Source organism: Methylobacterium sp. J-030 (assembly GCF_022829545.1).
Taxonomy (GTDB): Bacteria; Pseudomonadota; Alphaproteobacteria; order Rhizobiales; family Beijerinckiaceae; genus Methylobacterium.
Map to the genome: position 1 here is coordinate 1 of NZ_JAKSYM010000076.1, position 2,406 is coordinate 2,406.

Here is a 2,406-nt window from a genome sequence, read left to right on the forward strand (position 1 = left end):
ACCTAGCCCGACGGTGAGCGGAAGCGCCAGCGCACAAAGCGCTGCCATGACCCAGAACGCGCCTGCACCGAGGCGGCCGTAGAGCAAGCCCCCGAGACCGGTCAGGACAGCGGAGGCCAGGCCCAGTCCCAGCGTTCCGTAGAGGGTCTGCGCCGTCACGGCGACGTGCGGCGGCACGGTCCGGATGATCAGGCGCATGTTGGCGAGGTGCAGCAGTGCGAAGGTGAGTCCGTGCGACAGCTGGATGACCGCCAGCACAGGGACCGAGGCCGTCGAGGCCAGAACCGACCAGCGCAGCACGCCCACTCCGGCAGCCAGCATCGCGGCCTGGGCGGTGCTCGCGCGCGACAGCAACCACGGACCGGCGAGCAAGAAGACGAAGACCTCAGAGGCGACGCTCTCCGACCACAGCAGGCTGATCGTGCTCGGCCCAATACCAGCCTCGCGCCAAAGGATCACCGCGAAGCCGTCGTTGAGCGCATGGCTGCCGATGACCAGAGCTGCCACGATAAGCATCCGGCGGAACGGTGCCATTGCGAGGAGCTCGCGTGCGCCGTCGAGGACGAGGCTGGCCTGCAGCTCCCGCGGACTGGCAGCCGGTACGCGGCTCGTCGCGAGCGCCATGACGAGGAACAGAACACCACTCGACACGATGATGCTCGCAACGCCGGCTCGGGCGACGAGCAACCCGGAGGCCAGAGTCCCGAGCACGAACGCCGCCGAGCCGGCACCCCGAACCCAGCCGTACGAGAAGGTGCCCTCGTGCTCCGCAGCCGTCAGCGTGAGGGCATCGGCCAGGGGCGCCAGGGCCGCGATGGCGCTCGCGTGTAGGACGCTTGCCGCCAGCAACGGCCAGAAGCCGTACCCCAAGAGGTAGGCGAACGAGATCACTCCAGCCGCAAAGGCAGCGCAGCCGAGGACGGCCCGGGTCGCGTCGTATCGGTCAGCGAGGTGGCCGGCAACGGGGCCCGCGGCGAGGCGCATCAACGTGCCCGCTGCCAGCACGATGCCGATCTCGCCCGCGCTCAGGCCGCGCTCGCCGAGAAAACTCGGAAGGAATGGCGATTCCGTCCCGTAGGCGGCGTATAGCGAGCCCTGAAGCAGCACGAAGGCAGGGAAGGAGCCTGTTAGGAGGCTGGACCAAGCCTTCGCTCCCGTTCGCGCGTCCATGTCGCATGCTCCAAGCCGTCACGCCGGCTCGGCAGACGCCTCGCCAGTGTGCCCTGAGGGAGCACTCGTGCCCAGGAGGCGACGGCCCACCATCCACACGGCCAAGCCGATGCCCGCGACGCCGGCCAGGGCGAAGAACGACGTTGAGAAGCCGAGGTACTGCGCGACGAGGCCGGCGAGCAGCGGGCTCGCGGTGGCTCCCGCGCCGTAGGCGGTCATGACGCCGCCGAGCCCGGCCGTCGCGTGGCCCGTGCCCTCCATCATCTCGGCCACGAGAGCCGGGATAGCGACGCCGCCGAGACCCATCGCCAACCCTTCGAGCACCTGCACCGGGATGACCAGCAACCACGAGGTCGCGAACGCCGCGAGGATGCCGCGGACCACAACCAACCCGAGGGCAAGAGAGAGAACGCCGGCGTGCCCCCGTCCCCGCGCGACACGGGCGGCCAGGAGTGCGGCCCCGACCATCGTGGCCTGCGAGACGACGGTCATCACGCCGGTGGTTAGGCTCGGGTCGGCGCCGGCCGCCGTGCGCGCCTGCGCCAGGAACGGCAACATGGCGCCGTTGGCGGTTTGGTACGCGAACACGGTGCCCGCCAGGATCAGCAACGGCTTGGTCTCGAACAACACGCGAAGGGTCGAGCGCTCGTCCTGCTCGCCGCCCCGCGCCGTGCCATGGTCGATGCTGCCCTTGTCGACGGTCAGCAGCACTCCGCACGAGGCGACCGCCATGACCACGATGGCGATGGAGACGTAGCCGAGTCCGAGCGTGTAGCCGAGCACGCCCGACAAGGCCGCGTTGGCGGCGTTGCCTGCGTGGTTGTACGCCTCGTTACGTGAGACTCGATGGCCGTAGGCTTTCTGCCCGACGATGCCGAGCGTGACCGCCGCGACGAGGGGCGCGATGCTAGTGTCGGCGACGCCGATGACCAACTGCGACAGGCCGATCAACCATAGGCTATCGGTGGAGATCAGAGCGACGGCACCAAGAGCGATGGCGAGGACGGCGGCTGCAAGGGCCGCGCGCTTGTACAAAGTCCGGTCGATCAGCGCGCCTACCGGCGTGGTGGCAAGGAGGCCCGCGAAGCCGGCGAGGCCCATGGCGAACCCGGTGGCGGCGGGGTCGAAGCCCTGCTTCTGCAGGTACACGCCGAGGAACGGGCCGAAGCCCTCGCGCGCGCCGGCCAGGGCGAAGTTCAGAGCGCCGAGGCTGAAAGCTGGCTGCATGTTGTCCGT

The 2,406-nt window shown here is 69.5% G+C and carries 2 protein-coding genes; both read right to left on the reverse strand.

Translation table 11 applies throughout. The features are described 5' to 3' along the window. Positions 1 to 1,170: MFS transporter (locus tag MKK75_RS03990; RefSeq protein ID WP_244041337.1), on the reverse strand; the 1,170-nt coding region annotated here is incomplete at its 3' end. Positions 1,171 to 1,188: 18 nt separating this feature from the next. Next, positions 1,189 to 2,406 (reverse strand): MFS transporter (locus MKK75_RS03995; RefSeq protein ID WP_244041338.1); only part of this gene is annotated, 1,218 nt, incomplete at its 5' end.